Origin of the sequence: Halodesulfovibrio sp. MK-HDV (assembly GCF_009914765.1) — a bacterium.
Classification (GTDB): domain Bacteria; phylum Desulfobacterota; class Desulfovibrionia; order Desulfovibrionales; family Desulfovibrionaceae; genus Halodesulfovibrio.
The window spans coordinates 107,504-128,206 of the sequence record NZ_WYDS01000014.1 but is presented as its reverse complement, the minus strand read 5'-3'; the positions used below and the strand labels follow the sequence as shown (position 1 = coordinate 128,206).

Annotated in this window: 19 protein-coding genes; 7 read left to right on the top strand and 12 right to left on the bottom strand. The window is 44.2% G+C overall.

From position 1 onward, the window contains the following. Positions 1–45: 45 nt before the first annotated feature. From MKHDV_RS12115 to fabG, 12 genes are all read right to left on the bottom strand, one after another. The gene (locus MKHDV_RS12115; protein WP_160715656.1) at positions 46–531 is read right to left on the bottom strand and encodes an acyl-CoA thioesterase; all 486 of its coding nucleotides are present in this window, start codon (positions 529–531) and stop codon (positions 46–48) included. Continuing rightward, positions 524–913, bottom strand: coding sequence for a hypothetical protein (locus MKHDV_RS12110; protein ID WP_160715654.1), 390 nt, complete (start codon positions 911–913; stop codon positions 524–526). The genes MKHDV_RS12115 and MKHDV_RS12110 overlap by 8 nt, the downstream gene beginning before the upstream one ends. Then, the gene (locus tag MKHDV_RS12105) at positions 910–1,584 is read right to left on the bottom strand and encodes a hypothetical protein (protein WP_160715652.1); all 675 of its coding nucleotides are present in this window, start codon (positions 1,582–1,584) and stop codon (positions 910–912) included. The genes MKHDV_RS12110 and MKHDV_RS12105 overlap by 4 nt, the downstream gene beginning before the upstream one ends. A gap of 3 nt (positions 1,585–1,587) precedes the next feature. Beyond that, a complete protein-coding gene (locus MKHDV_RS12100) occupies positions 1,588–3,966 on the bottom strand; it encodes an MMPL family transporter (RefSeq protein WP_254060472.1) in 2,379 nt (792 codons plus the stop codon). 62 nt (positions 3,967–4,028) lie between these two features. Further along, on the bottom strand, positions 4,029–4,655 hold the full coding sequence (locus tag MKHDV_RS12095; RefSeq protein WP_160715648.1) for an outer membrane lipoprotein carrier protein LolA: 627 nt from the start codon (positions 4,653–4,655) through the stop codon (positions 4,029–4,031). Continuing rightward, positions 4,652–5,077 (bottom strand): 3-hydroxyacyl-ACP dehydratase, encoded by a 426-nt coding sequence (locus MKHDV_RS12090; RefSeq protein ID WP_160715646.1) that lies wholly within the window; start codon positions 5,075–5,077, stop codon positions 4,652–4,654. The genes MKHDV_RS12095 and MKHDV_RS12090 overlap by 4 nt, the downstream gene beginning before the upstream one ends. Continuing rightward, complete coding sequence (locus tag MKHDV_RS12085; RefSeq protein ID WP_160715644.1) at positions 5,077–5,676, bottom strand: lysophospholipid acyltransferase family protein; 600 nt, start codon at positions 5,674–5,676, stop codon at positions 5,077–5,079. Before MKHDV_RS12085 ends, MKHDV_RS12090 begins: the two co-directional genes overlap by 1 nt. 198 nt (positions 5,677–5,874) lie before the next feature. After that, positions 5,875–6,144 carry an acyl carrier protein gene (locus MKHDV_RS12080; RefSeq protein ID WP_254060471.1) on the bottom strand — a complete coding sequence of 90 codons (270 nt, stop codon included), beginning with the start codon at positions 6,142–6,144 and terminating at the stop codon, positions 5,875–5,877. 2 nt (positions 6,145–6,146) lie between these two features. Then, positions 6,147–7,373 (bottom strand): beta-ketoacyl synthase, encoded by a 1,227-nt coding sequence (locus MKHDV_RS12075; RefSeq protein WP_160715642.1) that lies wholly within the window; start codon positions 7,371–7,373, stop codon positions 6,147–6,149. Beyond that, positions 7,360–8,832, bottom strand: a complete 1,473-nt coding sequence (locus tag MKHDV_RS12070) for an NAD(P)/FAD-dependent oxidoreductase (protein WP_160715639.1) — start codon at positions 8,830–8,832, stop codon at positions 7,360–7,362. Before MKHDV_RS12070 ends, MKHDV_RS12075 begins: the two co-directional genes overlap by 14 nt. 1 nt (position 8,833) lies before the next feature. Next, positions 8,834–10,063 carry a beta-ketoacyl synthase gene (locus tag MKHDV_RS12065; protein WP_216846919.1) on the bottom strand — a complete coding sequence of 410 codons (1,230 nt, stop codon included), beginning with the start codon at positions 10,061–10,063 and terminating at the stop codon, positions 8,834–8,836. Beyond that, positions 10,060–10,791, bottom strand: a complete 732-nt coding sequence (gene fabG / locus MKHDV_RS12060) for a 3-oxoacyl-ACP reductase FabG (RefSeq protein ID WP_160715637.1) — start codon at positions 10,789–10,791, stop codon at positions 10,060–10,062. The genes MKHDV_RS12065 and fabG overlap by 4 nt, the downstream gene beginning before the upstream one ends. Positions 10,792–11,741: 950 nt before the next feature. On the opposite strand from fabG, the gene MKHDV_RS12055 reads away from it, so the two are divergent. Genes MKHDV_RS12055 through MKHDV_RS12025 form a run of 7 tightly spaced genes read left to right on the top strand, consistent with a single transcriptional unit; the run spans position 11,742 to position 20,702 of the window. Continuing rightward, the gene (locus MKHDV_RS12055; protein ID WP_160715635.1) at positions 11,742–13,808 is read left to right on the top strand and encodes a TonB-dependent receptor; all 2,067 of its coding nucleotides are present in this window, start codon (positions 11,742–11,744) and stop codon (positions 13,806–13,808) included. Between the two features lie 53 nt (positions 13,809–13,861). Beyond that, complete coding sequence (locus tag MKHDV_RS12050; RefSeq protein ID WP_160715633.1) at positions 13,862–14,707, top strand: DUF4198 domain-containing protein; 846 nt, start codon at positions 13,862–13,864, stop codon at positions 14,705–14,707. A gap of 50 nt (positions 14,708–14,757) precedes the next feature. After that, positions 14,758–17,088 carry an RND family transporter gene (locus MKHDV_RS12045; RefSeq protein WP_160715631.1) on the top strand — a complete coding sequence of 777 codons (2,331 nt, stop codon included), beginning with the start codon at positions 14,758–14,760 and terminating at the stop codon, positions 17,086–17,088. Between the two features lie 9 nt (positions 17,089–17,097). Next, a complete protein-coding gene (locus tag MKHDV_RS12040) occupies positions 17,098–17,856 on the top strand; it encodes a thioesterase II family protein (protein WP_160715629.1) in 759 nt (252 codons plus the stop codon). Next, positions 17,831–18,640: a 4'-phosphopantetheinyl transferase superfamily protein gene (locus MKHDV_RS12035; RefSeq protein WP_216846918.1), complete on the top strand. Its 810-nt coding sequence runs from the start codon at positions 17,831–17,833 to the stop codon at positions 18,638–18,640. The genes MKHDV_RS12040 and MKHDV_RS12035 overlap by 26 nt, the downstream gene beginning before the upstream one ends. An 11-nt stretch (positions 18,641–18,651) precedes the next feature. Continuing rightward, positions 18,652–19,557, top strand: coding sequence for a PLP-dependent cysteine synthase family protein (locus MKHDV_RS12030; RefSeq protein ID WP_160715625.1), 906 nt, complete (start codon positions 18,652–18,654; stop codon positions 19,555–19,557). Beyond that, positions 19,557–20,702 carry a saccharopine dehydrogenase NADP-binding domain-containing protein gene (locus tag MKHDV_RS12025; protein ID WP_160715623.1) on the top strand — a complete coding sequence of 382 codons (1,146 nt, stop codon included), beginning with the start codon at positions 19,557–19,559 and terminating at the stop codon, positions 20,700–20,702. The genes MKHDV_RS12030 and MKHDV_RS12025 overlap by 1 nt, the downstream gene beginning before the upstream one ends. Position 20,703: the final 1 nt, after the last annotated feature.

Sequence of the window (20,703 nt, the reverse complement as noted above, 5' to 3'; positions counted from 1 at the left end):
GCGAGCAGCATATTCCACAAAAGTTCAGACTTTTCCATATTGCAATCAGCTGGCAGCCAACTGTTTATCTATCAATTTTCCACTACGCCAGTTGTCAAGAAAATCTTGATAAAAAGGTGGAGGAGCCAGTAACATTTCCTTACTTTCTGTGCATACAAATAGTTGGACAGAGTAACCGGAGGTGCAAAGTGTTCCTGCATTGTCATAAATAAAGAAATCATAATTAATTTTCGCCGCGTCTGCATAATGCAATCGAGCTTTTACACTGTATTCTTTACCAAAGTATAACGGGTGAAAATAGTCAGTATGCAATTTACGGATCGGTGCAGAAATCTTTTCACGGTAAAAATCATCATAGGATATGCCGTAATCTTTACTCAAAGCCATCCGAGCATCTTCAAAATAGCTTGCGTAGTGCCCATGCCAGACAACACCAAGCATATCTATTTCCTGAAAACGCACCGCGCGTATTACTTCTGTAACTAGCGGAGCAGGTGCGTTTGGATCAATTTTAAAATATTCTTTACGCATGTCCCTGCTCTGCAACACAGAAGAGTGAAAATGTGGAGGCCTTTGCAGCGTTCACAAATAGCGCCACCGCAAATTTGTGAACATTGTCAGTAGAAACCTCTTTACAAGTTACCTGAACCTGTACGTTCGTTTCAGGAGAGATTTCTTGTAAAAATTTGGCACGACTGATGGATTTTACACGTAAGGGCACTCCAGAAACCGCAGAGCACACCAATCTACCAACCATAATCTGTAATATAGCCGGGAGAATCGGATAATTGAGGAAATGCCCATCAAATCCTTGGAAGTCTTTGGGGAAATTATAACACGCTTCGGCACTTGTCCCCTCACAGGTAACAGTGCCTACAAGCGAGTCGACTATACTTTCTTCAATCGGGGTCATGAGGCCTTCTCTGTAGTTATGTTCTGGGGATACGAAACCGGTTTTTGTATCAGTTCGCCAGTAAAATTGTACTCTTCATCCTCATAAAAAAGACGAGTAGGGTATGCTGTATTCTGTTCTTTTTGCCAGTCTTTAAAGTCTACAATCGTTTCATTTTTAGCATTAATACGGCGCTGGAGCCGAATTACATCAGGACGCTGAGGGTCTACTGTGTAGCTATACAAAATGTTCTGTTCAGAACAACGGAGTTCGGTAATATTATCAGCTCCCTCTGTGGTGCAGATCGATGAAATCCGTTCAGAAAGATACAGGGCTCTCGTCATACGAATAAAAATAGGTTCCAGCCGAGGGTATTTTTTGATCATTGGTGAAACGGTAAACATTTTATAGCTATCCTGAGTAAGTTTAGCTTCAAAAATGGAAGTTCCCATCTGTGTCAGCAGAGCTATAGAGACTTCACTCCCACCCTTTTCTATGGAAACGATACCCTGCACAGGGATAGTCATTGAATGAATCTTCAGTGAACCATTCACCTGAAAAGTTCCTTTTTCTACAGGCCAATTATGCTGAAGTAGTTTGGACTGCATGTTAGGCATTACAGGCAATTGTGGAGGCAATTGTTTAACACACCCTGTTAACAGGGCGATTAGTACACATAGGAGATATTTCATGAGCTATGTATCCTCTGAAAATAGGGCTGGAAGAACAAGAAGCGCACAAGGCATTGCTGCAAGCAGTCCCGTAAACACGCTCAACCCCATATCAAATAGAGCCGGATGGTTAGCAAAAAGCAATGAGCCGAATCCTGCAAGACTAGTTAAGCCTGAGACTAGAATGGCCTGAGATGTTCCAAGGCTCTTGTTCTTAATGGCGTGGGTCGCATAAACGCCATAGTCTACACCATGGCCAAGTACGAGTAATGCTCCGGCGAGGCTAAAAAGGCTTAACGGTCTGCCAAGTAAACCCATTACCCCACCCATCATTAACAGACCAAAACAAGCGGGGAGAAGGGCGCATACGCTCTGCTTAATAGCACGATGTACAAGAACAATAATGATAACAATAAGGCCGAGGGCATAAGCAATAAATTGAGCAAATGTACTAGTCAGCACAGAGGCAAGTTCTTTTCCAAGACGTGATCCAGAAATAAGCCGCACGTTATATTTTCGTTCAAGTTCTGGTGTAAAGACGGCATTCACAGTCTTCGTATCAGAAAGGTAGGAAATAAGTGTGAAAGCACTTGGTACTCCGACGACACTAGTATCAGGCTTCGAATCAGAACTGACAGCAACGGTATTGGTTTTAGTAGAGGCGTCAGTCTCAATCTGTGGGGAAACAGATCTCTCTACAAGCATGGTATCAAGCAGCGTTCCCATGCCCAGTTCACGCAAACTTTTTACAGTAATAGATTGCGGTGAGGTTCGGACAAAATCATAAAATGGCGTAAAAGCATGCTTAGCAAAACCCAGAGCGATTCCTTTTTGCTGTACTATAGGGAGTACAGCTGGGTGTGTTGCCCAAAACTTTTCCCAATTCTGTCGGTTATCCAATTGCTGCTGTTGGGAAGGGAGGAGTGGTGTAAGTCCGACTATCGTACTCGCTTCCTTGGAACTAAGACGGCTAATAACCTCAGAGGTGCTGCGTACTGCGTCATCAACTGAGTCACCAAAGGCGAACAGCAAAGCTTCTCCGCTTGTTGTTCCCCATATCTTACGAATATCCTTTTCTGCCTTAAGCAGCTCCGCAGGGCGTACACCTAATGCTCGGATATGATCCTGAAAATGCAAGTTGCTACTACCGATACATCCACCAATAAAAACCACGGTCGTAATTATTAAGATGGCTACACGACCATTGCGCGAAAACTTCGGCAATGGTTTAGATGCTATATGCCCAGTGTGACCGGAAATAACATGTGGCAAAACAAACAATGTAAGCCCCAACGCTACCAATAAGCCAACGGTAATAAATACTGAAAGTTGCCGCAGGCCTGGAACTGGTGAGAGCAAAAGAAGTGAAAAAGCAGCAACAGTGGTTAATCCACTAATTGCAATAGGCGCAACCGCACTCTGAAGCAGCTGGCACTTTGGAGTTTTTTTGGTGCCAAGAACATAGTAAAGGTGTAACCCGAAATCGATAGTCATACCAACAAGTATGGGGCCAAATCCAAACGTTATAGCGGAAGCTGGCTTCCATCCCACAGCAACCGCAGAAGCTCCTGCGCAATAGGACAGCAACGGAAGCAGTAATAAGAAAAACAGCTGCTTTGTGCGTAAAAAACAAATGACAATGCCAAGCAAAGCGATACTGGCAATAATAGATGTTGTTTGAATGTCATTTTTAATGGTCAACGTATTAGCAGCGGTGTAACGCTGCGCTCCTAACACTGTCCATGTAATTCCTTGTGGAAGCGTCATAGACAGCCGCTCAATTTCTCTTTCAAGTGCAACGGCAGCTTTTGAGTTTGTTGCCATCACCGGTGTTGTAGCCATAATGAGGCTATTCTTACCGTCCTCTGTCATGAATACACCATGCAGCACGCGCAGATTTTTCATGTACGCAAGAGAAGCAACTTTTTGCAAAGCTGTTTGATGTAAGTTCAGCGGATCAGCGGCAATAGTCGGGGCTTTAACAATGCCTCCAATCGTGCCTAAAGTCTGCTTTTGCGCCGTGAGGGTCTTACTTATGGAATCTGGCTCAACATAGTTGGACACCATGCTTTGCATATCAGTGGAAAACAAGCTCGGAACCATGTCGCGTAGAGCAACAAAGAAATTAGGATTAAGCGTATCCGGTTTATACGCCACCTTCGTAAAAAAATCTGATTGCATTGTCTGGGCAAACTGACCAGTGAAGTTTGCAAGAGCAAGTCCGGCCAAATCATCATCCACAGCATGCAATGTAATCAACATTCTATGCTGTTGCGGAGCTGATTGAATAAGGTCTAAATCAGAACTAAGAGTGCTTTTATCGTCTGGTAACAAATACGTAATGCGCTCTTCCAGCTTCATAGAAGCAAGGGAGAGGGCGCAACAAGCTATCAGCCCACACATAATGAGCACAAGAAGCCACCTGTGTTTAGCAAGGTAGCTATATGTATTTGATACGAAACGGATCATGGCGTTTTAAATATAGTGGAAGGCAGTAGTGGGTTAATTTCTGCTTTCTCAAATGTTAATGTAATTATGTTGTTGTTTGCCTCAGTAATGGTAATAATTTTGATACCAAGTAATGACGCAGGCAATTCAATGGCAATACTTTTAATAAATGCTGCCATGTCCTTATTTTTAGGTCTCAACAAAATTGTCGGGTTTTCTGATTCGGTAATTTTGATAAAAAAGTCTTTCGTCAAAGTTTCTTCATCAATATTTATCCACAACAATATCTGGTTAGCCATGGTGCGCAGGGAAGGAGTAAGCTCTGTCTTTACAATAGAGTAGTTTTCACCAGTACTTGTCCACTGCAACCCTCCACCTTTATTTAAAATAAACCCAGATGCATTAGGAGAGGTGTATTCCCAGCGTAAGCTTTGAGGTTTTTTCAAAATAAGCTCGCCAGAGGCAATCAGAGGGGCGTTAAACAAAGATAGATTTGAAGACTGTTGGAATGCAGCTTTAATCACTGAAACATTCTCATTAGCAAGTTTAATGCGTTCAAAAAGAGACGTATCTTCACTGAACGAAGAAATGGGTGCTGCTAGAAAAACCAACACCAATAAACTCATGAAAAGTGTTCGCATCATGCGGTTTCCGGAATAAAAAGTTTGAGTGTGCCATCCATAAGCAGCGTAGTACCGTGCGAAAGAGAGCCATGGACCATGGCAAAATCATCAAAGCGAATCTCAACTTTTAATTTTGCAGTAAGGGTCATGCCTACAGTAATTGGAGCCGAGTCGTAGAATTGGATATCCTTAACGCCAACAAGAAAGCCTTTCTGCTCCTCTACCTTCTTTAAATGGTTAGTGTATCCATTTAAAGATGCAAATCCCTGAGCAAGCAACTCAATAAAGACCAGTGGCTGCAAAACGCCATTGCTATCTGCAAACATGCTTCCGGCTGCAAAAGTAGTTTCCACAACACCGTTGTCATCATGATGCTCGATGATTGAATCAACTAACAACATAGAACCAGTGTGCGGAATGTAGAGTGATGCCTGTTCTTTCATTAGTGTGTCTTTCTTAAGATGTTTTTTTGTCTTTCCAAAACTTGCTTCATTTGCAAGTGCACTGTTTTTTTAAGCATCCTGTGAGGAAAATCGCCAGAAACATGTTCTGGATCAATTGGCTCTAAGATGTGTAAGGATATTTGGGCAGGTGTAATCTCTCTAGCTCCGGCAGGAAGCAATATATCTGTACCGGAAATACAAAAGGGAATGATAGGAACATTGCATTCTTTAGCAACCCAAAACGGCCCACTTTTGAATGGCTGTAATGTTCCGTCACGACTGCGGCCAGCCTCTGGAAAAAAGAGAACTCTGCTACCATTTTCAAGATGCTTCTTGCATTGCTCAAGGCAGCTAGAAAAATCGCCTGTACGCATATCAATATATTTTGCCATGGACATAAACGGAGCATAGAGCTTGATCAAAAAAGGTCTTCTCTGTGTCACAAACACGATATCACCATCATTGAGCAGTAAGCCAAGGTAGTACAAATCCAAAATGGAATAGTGGTTCATAACAATAACAGCAGGTGCTTGTAGCGGAAACGGGTTTGCCCCTTCCCAACTAAGTGATGCAGGTATGAATAAACGCGTACACCACACATATCCCTTCCCATACAGCCAAATAAAATGGCGAATCATTTTATCCAGCGGCATCTTTCTTACAAAAAGATAGTAGGGTGAGGCTATAAGCATAGCTATAGATGTACCCAGCGTATGCAGCAGTAAAAAACATAGCAACAGCACTGTGTACAACCTTGAAGTTTTCTTTATATTGCTCGTACTCATAACTGCCTGTTGTTACGCAGCAGCTTGCTGTAACTGCAAAATTAATTTGTAGATATCTTCCAGAGTTCGCACTTCTTTTACTTCTGGCTGGTTACGAAGTTTTACCCCGAAAGCTTTTTCCAACACCAAAACGAGGTCAACAGCGTCAAGGCTGTCCAATCCAAGATCTTTGTATAAGTGTGCGGTTGGGATCATCTGCTCCAGATCGAATTCAAATTCATCACTGATAGCTTTATTAGTAATCTCAATAACTTCTTTTTCAGTCATAGTGGTGAGAGTCACGGTTATAGTCTCCTTAGGATGAGAGAAGCGTTTATGCCACCAAGGGCAAAACTATTTTTAAGAAAATATGTAACAGGAGTTTTGTAGGCTTCTGTAAACAGATTAATCGAACCACATTCGGGATCAACCTGTTCTAAATTTCGTGTCGGGTACAATGTTTCGTCTTGCAAACCGGAAATGGTTGCAATGGTTTCTAATGCGCCACTTGCAGCAAGCGTATGCCCCATATGGCCTTTAAAACTAGAAACCGGAATAGTAGTGCCAAAAAGTTCTTCAATCGCTTTAGCTTCAGCAATATCACCAGCACTCGTGCCTGTGGCATGTGCATTAAGGTAATCAATATCTTCAGCCGCAAGACCTGCTTGTCGCAGTGCTTCTTGCATGCAAAGTTTAATTGCATCGCTGTCAGGGTTTGCTGGATTTTTGGGAGAGGAAAGTGTGGAAAAACCTACAATTTCAGCAAGAATATGGGCTCCACGCTTCACTGCATGGTCATATGATTCTAAAAGAAGTAAGCCTGCACCTTCCGCACACACAACACCGTCACGGTTTGTGTCGAACGGACGTGGCGTTTCTTGAGGGGTGTCATTATAGCTTGTAGATGCTGCATTAATGAAATCAAAAGAAGCGATACTTAGAGGGTGAAGTTCTTCGGTTCCGCCGCAGATCATCATATCCTGCTGACCTAGAAGGATGGTTTCGTATCCTAGCCCAATAGATTGGCTACTTGTAGCGCATGCTGCCGCTGGGGCAAGAATTCGCCCTGTAACTCCAAGCGCTTGTGCTACAGATGAAACTGCCGCATGGCCCATAAATTTAAAAAAGGTTGTTGATTTACAATGGTCGAGAGTTTTTTCAGGAAGATAATGCGTAAAAAAATCTTCAATAAGGCCACCACAGTTTGTGGTACATGACAGAGCCATGCCTAATCGTCCTGAAGTAACATCGTTTTCCGTAACTCCTGCCATGGCTAGTGCTTCCTTGGCAGATAAAAAAGCAAAAACACCCATCTCAGTCATAGTGCGACGGTCTTTCCGAGGAATGGTTTTAACATTTAATTCCGGTACGAGGCCGGCAACATGAGAACGCATTTCCTGCACCTCATGCGCATGCTCCATATGCGTAATTGCACTACGCATCTCAGCAATCCCGTCATGTAAAGAGTTCACACCCTCACCAAAGGGCGAAACAGCTCCCATTCCAGTAATTACAACTCTATTTAACTGCATTTTTAATCTCACTTTGAAGATGGGTGTGACCTAAGATGTCCCCGCAGGTAACAAAACCCGCTGTCATTGCACCCAAAATCCCGGGACCCACAATCGCCTGTCCGGATAACAGCATATTTTTTATCGGAAATGCTGCTGTAGGGGGAAGCTGGTTTACCGAATGCTTTACGCCATATCCCGCGCCATAGGGAGCATTACAGTAATCCTTAATAGTGAGGGGGGTAGTGACGCTAACTATGGAAAAATAATCTTTTAATTCAGGAAGAGCACGTGTTGCAGCTAAAACGATCTCAGCAGCGACAGCGTGCTTTTTTTCAACGTATCCATTAATTCTCTGGTGTGGCTTTTTGCCTTCAAACCTTGCCCATTCTGTATATGCGGCAGGGGTAAACAAAGAAATGCTAGTCCCATGCTTGGTGGTCTCGCTACTGGTGATCAACATTTGCCGTTTGGCAATTGGAAGTTCAGCGCTTAACACGTCATCAGCAGATGCCGTATCAGAGGCTATTATGACATTGCTTTGAACAAGCTCTTCTATTGGTTTGGTTGTATAGCCATAAACACCAAGGAGAGATGTGGTAGACTCTAGTTCTTGGTAATATGTTTTGCGAACCCTACGAAGACTTGCTTCGGGTAAAATATCGGAAAGGCATGCCGGATGACATGTGGCAATAAGCATGTCACTTGACAAGTACGATCCATCATCAAGAACAACGCCCGTAGCCTGTCGATTATCATCAACGATCACATCAGCGACACCATTGTTATAAACAATACGCCCATCAAGATTTGTCAGTTCTGCTTGCATAGCTTCAAACAGAGCTCGACCGCCACCTTTAAAGGTGCCGCTACTTCTAAAGTATGTACCTATGCTGCTGGCAAAAAAGACAAATGGGGCTTCTGACTCTAGCAACCCGCAAAACAAGTTACTTAGAATACCTAAACACATTTTAACCTGTGGCTCAGAAATGAACTGTTCTACAACGTCCTTAAAGGACTTGCTTGCTAACGGGTGAGTTGCGATCGCCTGAAAGTCAGCATTATATTGATAGGTGTGGCTCAAGGCGCGAACTTCTTGTAAAAAGGCTTTAATGCCTTTCTCTTCCTGTGGGAAAAGAGCAACAAGTGATGTTTGCAATGCGTCATAGCCTTGTGGCATCTGCCAAACAAGACCGTCAGGAAAATGGACAGCAAAACTATTATCTTTACTAAATGGTAGGTAGGTTAATTTTTCGTAAACATTGAGGTACTCAAGCAAAGAACGCAGAGGGCCACCGGCATCCAGACCACTCAGGCAATGAACTCCGGTGTCAAAATAAAACCCCTTACGTTCAAATCCCTGTAACAGCGGGGCTGTTCGCACGCTTTTTTCAACAACAGTTACGTTGTATCCATTCTTTGCCATAATAAGCGCAGAAGTTAAGCCGGCACAGCCTGATCCGATGACTACACACTGCATGCTACAGTCCTTTCGTATTCACGATCAAGCAAGCGTTGGTTCCACCAAATCCTGCAGAGTTTAGCATAACTCGACCAGGAGGCGTTGAGTTCTCCTCAACAACCATGTTCAGCTTGGTGCTTCTTTCATCAGGGGTTTCAAAATTTATTGTACGAGCAGTGAATCCGCCCTGTGCCTGTAATATGGAATACACAACCTGTGAAGCACCAGACATCCATAGTTCATGTCCTGTCATGGACTTTAAGGCGGTAACACGCACGTTGTTGTCACCAAAGACGGAACTGATGGCGAAAGCTTCTGCATCATCTCCAACCGGGGTAGCGGTTGCATGAGCGCTCACGAGATCAATGTCTTCCGATGTCAAGTTAGCACGCTGCAACGCATCTTCCATCGCAGCTTGTAAACCGGAGCCATTCGGACGACATAAGTCTTGTCCGTCAGAAGAAAATCCATATGCCTCCATTTCACCAAGAATAGTGGTACCACGCTTAACAGCTAGATCATATCGTTCCAATACAACAGCGGCAGCACCACCAGAAGGAACAAGACCATCACGGTTTGCATCAAATGGGCGGCTTGCCTGTGCTGGCGAATCAATACGACGCGAAAACGCTTCAAGCGCATCAAAGCTACATAGTGATTCCCAGTTGATTTCCTGAGCTCCACCGCAGATAATTCTATCTTGCCGTCCCATGGCGATTAGATCCGCAGCCTGCCCGATGGCATGACCACCGCTTGAGCATGCAGAACTGATGCTCCACGATGCACCACGAACCCCGAGTAAAACGTTTAAGTTCAGCGTAATGGTAGAAGTCATGGCTTTAAAACAATAGCCGGAGCTGATTCCGGCAGTTGAGCCATCCTGCTCTGTAAGCTTTGCCTGTTCCACTTGAGCCCGTGCGGTCGAGTCGTTACCAAAAATAAGCCCTGTGCGGGCATTCTGAATATCTTCAGATTGTAAACCGGCTTTTTTAAGCGCTTGTGTAACTGCAGAGTATGCTTGAATTGTAAAATTAGGCATCGTTTTACGTTGACGGCGCGTAAGTCCACATCCTGCATAATCAAAACCGTCAATGACACCGGAAAGTGGACTGAAAAACCCCATATCTTCCCGCTGCTTAACTATTTGGATACCACTTTTTCCAAGGCGCAAGCTCTTCTGAACACTGTCTAAATCGAGTCCAAGGCAGGAAACAATCCCAATCCCCGTAATTGCCACTCTATACATCATGATGTGTGGATCCCACCGTTTACAGAAAATGTCTGCCCAGTGATGTACTGGGCTTTGTCTGAACAAAGGAAAGAAACCATGTAGGCAACTTCCTCGGGCCGGCCAAATCTTCCCAGTGGAACCCGCTTTTTAATCTCATCAACAGGAAGACCATCAAGCATTTCTGTTTCAATAAAGCCAGGTGCTACAGCGTTTATCAGTATATTGCGTCTGGCAACTTCTACAGCCAAAGAGCGGGTAGCCCCAATGAGGCCGGCTTTTGCTGCGGAGTAGTTGGTCTGCCCCGGATTACCAGTCTGGCCTGCAGTGGAAGCAATGTTAATGATACGGCCTTTTCGCTTACGCATCATACGAGGCAGAAGAGCACGGGTGACGTTAAAAAAGCCGTTCAAATGAACATCAATAACGCTTTTCCAACTATTGTCGTCCATCATGCCGAACAAGGAATCCGCGCTAAAACCAGCATTATTGACTAAAACAAACGGAGGGGAGTCAAGAAGAGGGGCAAGATTTTTTTCAACTGCGCTACCGTCTGCGACATCAAAGGGAAGCAGGGTACAGGACACGCCAGTAGCTTTGATTTGCTCTGCAACAATTTTTGCCTGGGCGTGATCGCTCCGGTAGTTGAGAAAAATATCAAATCCATCCTGTGCGAGCTGTACGGCAATTGCAGCTCCAATTCCTTTACTGGCTCCAGTAATAAGAGCAGAGAGTCGTGGATTAGTCATAGTTTTTTCTTCCCCTAGAAAAATGAACATAGCTTGCGATATCGCAACCTACTTCTTTGGGCTTTGTAGAGTAACAATATTTATTTTATCAGCTTGACTTTGTTGTTTTTATTAAGCGTGGTCTGTGTGTGGTCAAAGCTGTATTTGCGAAGTGGTCATGCATAGCTTTGAGTATTCGGAGTAGTGTGTGGAGGCGGTAAAAACAACTGCAACATAAAAGCTTTTTTGAATAATACATTGAAAGTAGTCTATTACTTAATTTCCTACCGGCTTTTTTGAAAAACGATACAAGATCTATCTTCTTTATGCTGATAAGCAGATTACAATACAGCTTGTTTTAGTGTTCCTACTAATGGGAAATATATAAATATTTTTAATGAATATCGCTAACCATCTTCATCAAATTCTATAGAAAAATTACTAAAGAATAATGACCAGATCAAAATAGGTAACAAGCATTCTTTTTAATTGATACACAATTTTTCCTCTGTTTTCAGCGTACAACAAGTCAAGGCATTGAATGTGAAAGTACTACAAATACAGGCGGTTGATGTTGCATTTCAAGAGGCGTTGTTCAAAAGTGATAATGCAAGCAGATGTATTTATGAAAAAATTACAGTGACGTAAAGATATTTTCCATGGCTTTGTCCTAGTGATCCTTTTTTCTTGGTTACGATCGTAATTTTATGTGTAATTAGAGATGATTAATTCACAGGTTGTTAGCACTCATCGCGGATAGGGTGGTGCCGAAAATGTAATAAACAAAGTGAACACCGCTAATAGCGTTAACAAAGTTAACATATGGTTTATTTGTTTAAGCTCTTCTTTTATGTCTGGAAAAACTCTTCTAATTCCTAAAAAGCAAGGAAGGATTCGTAAGATGATAGATTGATAATGAATTTCATTATAGATGGTTTGTCTAGTTTTTAAATATGCATTGGAGTCAAACCATGAAGAAAAAAGTAGGGGTGCTGCTTGCCCTGATCGGCATTATGCTGTCTTTGCCGATCAATGGACACGCGGAGGAAGAGAAGAAGTATTATCTTGAGGGGATGACTGTCACAGCCCAAAAGGTAGAGCAGAATATTCAAAAAATTCCAGGAACTGTTGAAGCGCTGACTGATTTAGAACTGGAAGAACGGGTTATTAACAATTTCAAAGAATTTGTAGAGTACATTCCAAACGTATTCTTACGTAAAAACAGTATAGATAACGCACTTGTTATCCGTGGTGTTTCATCATTTGCAGGTTCTTTATACTCCACAGCGGGTTTTTACGTTGATGGCGTAAACTATCCTATCCACCAGATGCAAGATCTGGATTTTTGGGACATTGAACGCATTGAAGTTCTCAAAGGCCCACAAGGTACTTTGTACGGACGTAACTCTGAGTCAGGTGTAATTAATATTGTTACCAAAAAGCCGACATTCGACTTAAGTGGTAAAATTTACACTCAGCTAGGAGCATATGATGCTCACGACGGAGAGCCAATAGCTCGTGGTGGTTTTGCTGTTAACATTCCTGTTATCGACAACAAATTTGCCATGAAATTTTCCGGTCAACGCGACTATTCCAGTGGCTGGATGGAAAATACTTATGATGACGAACATGCACAAAAAATTAATGAGCTCGGTGGTCGTTTCACAACCTTGATTACTCCGACCGAAGATTTGGAAATTATCACAATCATCGAACAGAGAAAGAAAGATAACGGCGTAGGGGTATACCGTTACATCGAAGGGCCTAACAAAACAGAATACAATACTCTTGAATGGAATGGTGACAACGAAAACCGCGTAAACGCTGGTGCACAGGTTCTTAAAGTTAATTACGACGCAGGCAGCTTTGATATTGCCTCTGTATTTGCTCATCACCTGTTCCAGCAGCACTATTCAAACGATGCTGATATGTCTCCGGCAGATTGGGGTAACTCTGGCGGCAAAAACCGTATCAGTATTCTGAGTGAAGAGCTGCGCTTCTCATCTAAACAGGGTGAAGATCGCCTTTTTGACTGGCTTGGTGGTTTCTACGGATACGTTGAAGACGTAAAAACACGCTACGCTGCTGCCGGCTACACGCACCACACCAAACAGGACAACAGCGGTGCTGCGGTATTTGGTCAGACAACTTGGAACATGACACAAAAATGGCACCTTACTGGTGGTCTTCGCCTCGACTGGTTGTCTCTTGAAGGTAAGAAAGACTTGGAAGGTCCAGGTAGTACTGATCGCTTTTCTGAAAATCATTCCTACACAGAACTGCTACCTACAGTCAGCTTAGCCTATGACATTACAGACGATATCCTTACTTACGCCAAAGTAAGTAAAGGGTACCTTGCTGGTGGTTATGATTACTCAACAGCAAAAACTGAAGATCAGTTCTACTTTAAACCTGAGTACTCTTGGAACTATGAATTAGGTTTAAAAACTAACCTGTTTGAAAAAAGCCTTATTGCCAACGTAGCACTTTTCTACATCAATATCGACGACAAGCAGGTTGCTCAGATGGAGCCAACAACTGGCGACCCTGAACGCCGTCGTATTGTTAACGCTGCTACAGCGCGCTCTTATGGTGCTGAGCTCGATTTACAGTGGATGCCTGTTGCAGGGCTGACCGTAAAAGGTGGACTCGGTTACCTGAATAGCCGTCTGAAAGACTGGCAGACTGAAGGCAGCGATCCTTTCGACTATGACAACAAGGTAACTCCGGGCTCTCCGGAGTGGTCCTACACAATTGGTGGCACCTATCGCTGGGAATCCGGCATGCTCGTCGGTGCAGATCTTGTAGGGGTAAGCTCCTTCTACACAGATACTAAAAACCAATCTAAAGTTGATGGACGTACGCTGGTAAACACACGTGTCGGTTTTGAAGGCGAAGATATTGAAGTCATTTTTTGGGTAAAAAACCTGTTCAACAAAAAATATTACGAAAACGAATGGGCTTGGGGACCAGGCAGCACGTTAGCACAACAGGGTGCTCCTCGTTCTTTGGGTGTATCGTTAACTTATAACTTCTAACAGTATGCGAAATCACCCAATAGCGGTGGTTTCGCATTTTTTTGGAGAAAGCAATGGCTAGAAAATTATGGATTAACGCAACTGAGTCTTTTGGGCTGCATAAATCACTCGAAAATCCGCCTTGGCATTATCTGGTGAGCCTTGGTTTTGGACACGTTCTTCCGAATGATGACTTTGTTGATGGGGCGTTAACCCTTGGTGAATATGAAGTGGCAACTCCATCCTTACTTAAGACACAGCTCCCGTTACCTATTAAAGAAATCGATACGGTGGCAGGTCAGGCAGGCGTAACCGTTGAAGCCGGTGACATTGCAGCACGAAAAATCTCCTTTGATGAAGATGCAGAAGTGGGCACACATCAGGTAGTTGCCACCACTAAAGAAGAATTTTTTGCATTGTGGGAAGAAGATGGAAAAGTTTGCACTGCAAACAAACCTCTGCATGAAGTTAAAGATAAGGACGTTCTTACCAGCGTAAAATATCAGGCTTTCGCAAAAGCATTCCTTAAAAACAAAGAATGGACAGAGCCTAAAGAGCTAGGTCATGCGCTCGAAATTATCCCTCTTACCGATCTTAGCAATGTGCATGTAGGTGATTGGGTAACTTTTAGCGTCAAATTTATGGGCAAGCCATTCACTTGCACACAGGAAACAATGGAGTTTCTTCTTGCATCCTCCAACACCTTTGGCGGCGAAGCCGGTGGAGAACTCGAAGGCTTCTTCCTGTCTGCTTACATCGTAAACGGCAGGGCACGAATCAAAATGCCAACAGCAGGTGCTTGGCTCATTAACGTATTTTCCCGTCAGGACGTAGCTCCGGATAACGAACTAAAGGAACTCAGTGAAAGTTGCCACAGAGTCTACTTCGGCAGCAGCGTAACTTTTAACGTAAAAGCTTAATCTTAACAGGGCGCTTTGAATAAAAGCGCCCATTTCCCATAGGTATCAATATGACCGAACAATCACACCGTCATTTTAAACGAATGGGCGAAGCGCTCGTTCGCTTTCGCTGGTTGTCTTTACTTCTGGTGGTTGCTCTAACTGCTGGCTTCTTCTTTATGTCACAGGGACTCACGTTTAACGGATCAACGAAAATATGGTTCGTGGACAATGATCCTGCAATGAACCGCCTTGATGTATTTAAACAGCAGTTCGGGAATGATCATTTTGTATACCTGATGCTGGAACCGAACAACGAGAAGGGCGTTTTTAAAAAGGATACCGTTAACTCTTTACGGAATCTTGCGGGTGAACTGGAACGTGAAGTTCCCTTCCTGAAAGATATGACATGGGTTGGTAATGCTGAAGCCATAGATCCTCTTCAGGACGGAATCCATATTCTCAGACTCTTTGAAGAAGATGTACCACAAGACCAGAGCAAGGTAGCCGCACGTGGTGCACGTGCGTTAAGAGAAGAAGATTTTGTAGGCCGGTATATTTCTGCTGACGGAAACACCGCAGCAATTATGCTCGAAATGAGCGCTTATCCTACTGGTGAACAAAATCCAGAAGCACAAGTGGCCTACACCGTATACAACATATTGAGCAAAAAAGAGTTCGCCGGATTCAATTCATGGGTAGTTGGCGAACCAGCCTTTATGTTCAACTACAATGTGCTGGCTGGCAAAGAAACGCCGATGCTTTTCGGTATCTGCATTCTTGTTCAGCTCATTTTACTTGCTTTACTCACACGCACAGTGCGCTCATCCCTTGTTCCTCTACTAATTGTAGTTATCAGTGTTCTCTGGACGTTTGGGATTATCGGCTTAACAGGACTGCAACTAAACCTAATGATCATCGGTCTACCAGTCATTCTCATATGCGTGGGGGTAGGTGATGCTGTGCACGTAATTGTTGCGTTCAATGAACGTTATCAATCGGGTGTTCCGCGAAAGAAAGCGGTGAAAGATGCCATTGCAAGTGTCGGGCTGCCATGCCTGCTCACAACGCTCACAACCGCAGCAGGTTTCTTCTCTTTTATTGCAGCTCCGATCAGACCATTTCAGGAAATGGCGTGGTACGTGCCGGGTGGTGTTATTGCAGCACTTGTTCTGACATTCCTGCTTGTACCGTTCTTTTTCTCCTTCGGTAGAGAGTTCCCAAAAAACATCAAAGAAGTCCCACAGCGTAAGAAAGATATCTTCGATCGTTTTTTTGCCCGCCTCGCTGAGTTCGTCATCAAAAGACCAAAACAGATTGTTGCCTGCTTCTCCATTTTTGTTGTGGCTGGACTTATTGCGGCAAACTTTGTGCAAATCGAAACGAATAACACACGCTTGCTGAAAAAAAATGTGCCAATGCGTCAGGCTATTGAGCATGTCGATGAGACTATGGGCGGCTCCATGGCAATCGAGATCATTCTGGACACTAAAAAAGAAAACGGCGTACGTAACGCAGCTTTTCTTCACAAAATGGAAAAACTCGAAAAGAGCATTGAGCAACACGAACTTGTTACAGACGTAAATAGCGTTCTCGACGCTTTACGGAAGGTTCGTAAAGGGATGCACGGCGGATCGGAAGAATATTATTCTCTCCCCGAAACAGACGGCGCAGCGGCAGAATATCTTATGTTGTATGAAATGGCCGGTGGTGACCAGCTAGACAAAATGCTTTCCTTTGATGGTTCTATTGCGCGAATTAATGCTCGTACTACTGCTCTGGGAACTGCTGAGGCACGTACTCTGCGCACTGATATCCTTGAAGTTGCCGACAGTCTTTTTGCAGGCGGTGTAACTGTAGAAACTACTGGTTCTCTCGATATGTCGGTTGCCCTTACTGACAATATTGCTTCAGGCCAGAATGCAAGCTTTGCATTAGCTTTTACAGTGATCGGGCTCATCATGATATGGGCAATGCGCTCCGTTAAGCTCGGTATGATCAGCATGATGCCGAACGTATTCCCTGTCTTAATGGTGCTTGGTTTACTTGGTGTAACAGGCATCTACATGGACACAGTTGTTATGAGTGTCAGCGCAATGATCATCGGCGTTGCGGTTGATGACACTATTCATTTCTTTATCCGCCTCCGCAGAGAATTTGAAAAAACTGGAGACTATGAATCTGCCATTCGGGAAACAATCATCGGCGCTGGCCGTCCGCTTCTTTTCACCACACTTACATTATCCCTTGGTTTCAGCGTGCTGATGATCTCTGCCATGATGGGCTGGGTTAAAATTGGTGCACTCGCAGGTTTTGCTTTTGCGTGTGCATTGCTTGCAGACTTACTGTTTGCACCAGCTCTCGTGCTGATATTTAAACCATTTGACCAGAAAAAAGCGTAAGGAAAAATTATGTCTAAATGGATTATGCCCGCTCTTCAACGGGGCGGTAATGTTCAGTTGTTCTGCTTTCCTTTTGCAGGAGGCGGAGCATCAGCCTATCGCACATGGCTCCGTGAAAATACTCCAGAACTGGAAGTTGCTGCAATTCAGCTTCCGGGTCGGGAAAACAGAATTACTGAACCACTTCTCTACGATATGAAGTCAGTCATCAACTCTCTTGTCGAAGAACTACCGAGGCACATAACACGACCTTATGCCTTTTTTGGGCACAGCCTCGGAGCACGCATGGCCTTTGAAGTAGCACGAACATTAAGCAAACGCGGACATCAGCCACCTGCACACATCTTTGTTTCAGGGAGTCGTTCGCCGGAAATTCCAGAACCGCGCCCATTGCATAAGCTGACAGACAAAGAGTTTTGTGACGAGCTAGGTCGCTTTGGCGGAACTCCACGCGAATTAATGGAAAATCCAGAATTAATGGCACTGTACCTGCCTATTTTGCGTGCAGATTTTACTGTGGATGAGACGTATGAATACACAGCGGAGAACCCTTTACCGGTTCCAATCACCGCCTTTTGCGGAATAGATGACCCAGAAGCAACTCCGCATGAAATGCTCGGATGGAAAAATCATACCACAGGAGTTTTTAACTTTACGCAGATAGAAGGTGATCACTTTTTCATTCAAACCCAATGGGCAGAAGTGTTGAAGCTTATCACTGACACCGTAAAGGAAGGTGCTTGTGCAGAGCATTGCATCGCTATGTAAAAATATTGTTGAAGAGGATAGCGCGATTTTTCCCCGGGTCACGCTATCCACTCCTTCAATACGGCAACTGGGAATGGAGGACTTGCTCACGAATCAGGCATTCAGTTTTTGCAAGCGAGAATTGCATACGTGGGTGTTTTCGTATTCTGAGCTGTTCGATGTTCCTGCATTACAAGACAGCCTGTCCGCTCTTGAAATAGAGCGGGCAGCGTTGTTTTCCACAAAAGAGCTTTCCAGTCGTTACACGTACGCACGAGGGCTGCTGCGTACTGTGCTTTCCCGCTATGTAGGCGTAGCACCGGAACACGTTTCGTTTGAATACTCCTCGCTTGGTAAGCCTTATATTAACAATCGTTCGTTACATTTTAATCTTTCCCATTCTGAAGACGTCGTTTTTCTTGTGATCTCAGAAGAGTTTGAGCTTGGTGCTGATGTTGAAAAAGTCCGCTGTGTTCCTGAAGGCACATCCATAGCGGAAAGGTGGTTCACAAAACAAGAAGCAGAGTGGATTTGTTCATCCGATCACAACACCCGTGAAAGCGCCGCGTTTCTACGCTGCTGGGTTATTCGTGAAGCCTTTGTAAAAGCAGTTGGGTTCGGACTGATGCTTCCTTTAAATTCTTTCGGAGTGTTGCTGCCGGAATTTACGATTACTGAAGCCACCTTAACAAACACCCCCATGTCTCCAACAATCACAAAACATGAACGAAGCGATGACGTTTTGATTATCGAACTTACACCACAAAACGGGTACTGCGCTGCAATTGCAGTGCTCACCGTATAAGGAGAACAGCTATGAGTGCAGTATCAATCATGGATTGTATCGGACAGACCCCATGTCTTGAGCTCCAGATGAAGGGCGGCAAAGTCTATGCTAAAGCAGAATTCCTTAACCCGGGTGGATCAATAAAAGACAGAATAATACGGCATATTTTGGACAACGCAGAAGCAAAAGGGCGTTTAACTCGCGGTATGCATATCGCAGAAGCTTCCAGTGGCAACACAGGTATTGCTCTAGCGATGGTCGGTGCCGCAAAAGGGTATCAAGTCACTATCTTTATGCCTGAAAATGCAAGTGTTGAGCGACAAAAAATGATTCGCCACTTAGGTGCAACCGTTGTTCTCACACCTGCGGAAAAAAGTGTTGGCGGTGCTGTGGATGCCTTGCAAAAGCTTATTTCGAGTAATGAAAACATTTTTACCGTGGGGCAGTTCGTTAACACGGAAAATATTCAGGCTCATTACCGCACAACTGCTAGAGAATTATGGGAAGACGTTTCACGTGACATAGATTGTTTTATCAGCGGCATCGGTAGTGGAGGCACGTTGATGGGAGTTGGTCTGTATTTAAAAGAACAGTCTCCAGACATTAACATTGTGGCTGTTGAGCCCAAAGGGGCATCTGCCCTGCTTGGCCATGCCTCAGCACTTCACCGCATTGAAGGTATCGGCGATGGTTTCATTCCTGAGATTTTGCAACCTGACATGATTAGCAGAATTATCGAAATTGATGATGAACTAGCTATGCAGTTCGCATCTAACCTTGCAAAAAGTCATGGCGTTCTTGCCGGCATTTCGTCCGGTGCCAACCTTGCAGCTGCAGCCCTTGTCGCTGAAGAACATCCTGAGTGGCGCATTGCAACTATTCTACCGGACAGAGCAGAGCGATACTTTAGCACAGACTTATTCGGGGCACTGTAATGAAGAAAGTAGCGATACTTGGTGGATATGGAAAAGTCGGTTCTGTAGCTGCTTCATACCTTATGCAACAAGGTGATGCTGACCTGTATATTTGCGGCCGCAATTTTCAAGCAGCCTCAAATACCGTAGCTAAACTCACCACAGTTTCAAGAAACAATACTGAAAAGGCACCAGCAAGTTGCAAGCCTTACCAAGTAGACATTAAAGACCCAAAGGCTCTACGGAGCCTGCTTTCAACATGTGACGTAGTTGTTAACTGCACTGGTCCAACCGCGTTAATTGGTGACACTGTAGCCCGTGCTGCTGTTGAATCCGACTGCCACATGGTTGACCCGGGCGGCTATGACTATGTTATCGAACTCATCCGCGACCTTGAGGATGAAGTAGCTAAGCGTAAACTACAGCTTTGTTTTGCAGTTGGAATTGTTCCCGGAATTTCTGCCTCCCTGCCTTTATCTATGGCGAAAAAGTTCTCACAGATTTTCTCAATCAAAAGCTATTTCGCCGGTGAAGATGTTTGGTCATACGGTTCTATGTACGACATGGTTTGCGGTATGGGCGAACTAAAGGAGCTTGGTGCCTCCCAAGCAGAAAACCGGAAAAGGACTCCACTGCCATTTTCTGAAAGATTCGTTCATTTTCCTGTGCTCCCAGAGCCGTTCGGAAAAAGCATAGCTCAGCCTTTCTACACAAAAGAGTTTGAAAGAGTCGTAAAGCAAACAAAAGCATTTTCTGGAAAATGCTTTTGGGTAAACACAGGGCCTTTGTTCTCTGCAACGTTAAGCCTCGTAAGTCTTACAGGCTGCTACCGGCATCCCTATTTTACTGATTTGTCAGCACGTCTTCTATGCCGAGTTTCTGCTCTGGATAACAAAAGGAAAAACACAAAGGGCTACATGCTCGTGTCTACAATAACAGGCGTGCACGACGGGAAAGTTTCCACAACAGAAGGAATCCTTCGTTTCCCTGATTCATATACGGGCACAGGGCTTGCCAGTGCAATGATGGCGCACCGCATTGTCACAGGAAAATCTAAGCATCTTGGCATCAATAGTTTTCCAGAAATGATGGAACCGAAAATTGTCCTCGCAACACTGCAAGAACAAGGAATCACCATCGAATATATTTCAAAAGAAGGAGAGTAAA